General features: G+C 41.3%; 1 protein-coding gene. It reads right to left on the reverse strand.

Annotated features, from left to right (window positions below; all coding sequences use genetic code 11):
• Positions 1-518 (reverse strand): ISAs1 family transposase (locus H5200_RS23385; RefSeq protein ID WP_182762886.1); only part of this gene is annotated, 518 nt, incomplete at its 3' end.
• Between the last annotated feature and the right edge of the window lie 68 nt (positions 519-586).

Consider the following 586-nt stretch of genomic DNA (forward strand, 5'->3'; position numbering starts at 1 on the left):
GCGTCAATCGTGACTAAGCAGCCTTTTATCTCCAGTAATTCAAGAAGCTCTGGTAACGCTGTTATTTCATTCGACTTTTTATCAACAGGGCATTGCGCCAAAACAACACCATTTTCGCACGCAAAAGCACTGACCATATAAAGTGCATCGCGCCTATCTGACTGATTAAATGAACCTTTCAATCGCTTACCATCAATCGCAACTACATCGCCATGAGTTAATTTAGAGCAGTCTTTCATCCAAGAAGAAAAAGAATCTTGAAACTGTGTCATATCAATACGACTCATCACACGAGCGATTGTGTCATGGCGAGGGATACCTTGCTCAAGAGGAACGTACTTCCTGAGCCAATCTAATCTATCATGGCCAAAATCTTCAATATCTTCCCAGCCTTGGCACCCAGATATGACAGCGCTGACAGCTAAGAATATGATATCAAAAAGTTTATGGACAACTTTACCCTGCTGGCGAGGGTCGTCAATTGATTCGAAATATTTAAATAGTTGAATATCAGGCATGGGGGCTCCTTAAAAAGGAGTATAAGATCATACTTTTAAGTCAAGGTAAAGTTCGTGATCTTGCCCTG

Origin of the sequence: Pseudoalteromonas sp. SG43-7 (assembly GCF_014164295.1) — a bacterium.
GTDB lineage: Bacteria > Pseudomonadota > Gammaproteobacteria > Enterobacterales > Alteromonadaceae > Pseudoalteromonas > Pseudoalteromonas rhizosphaerae.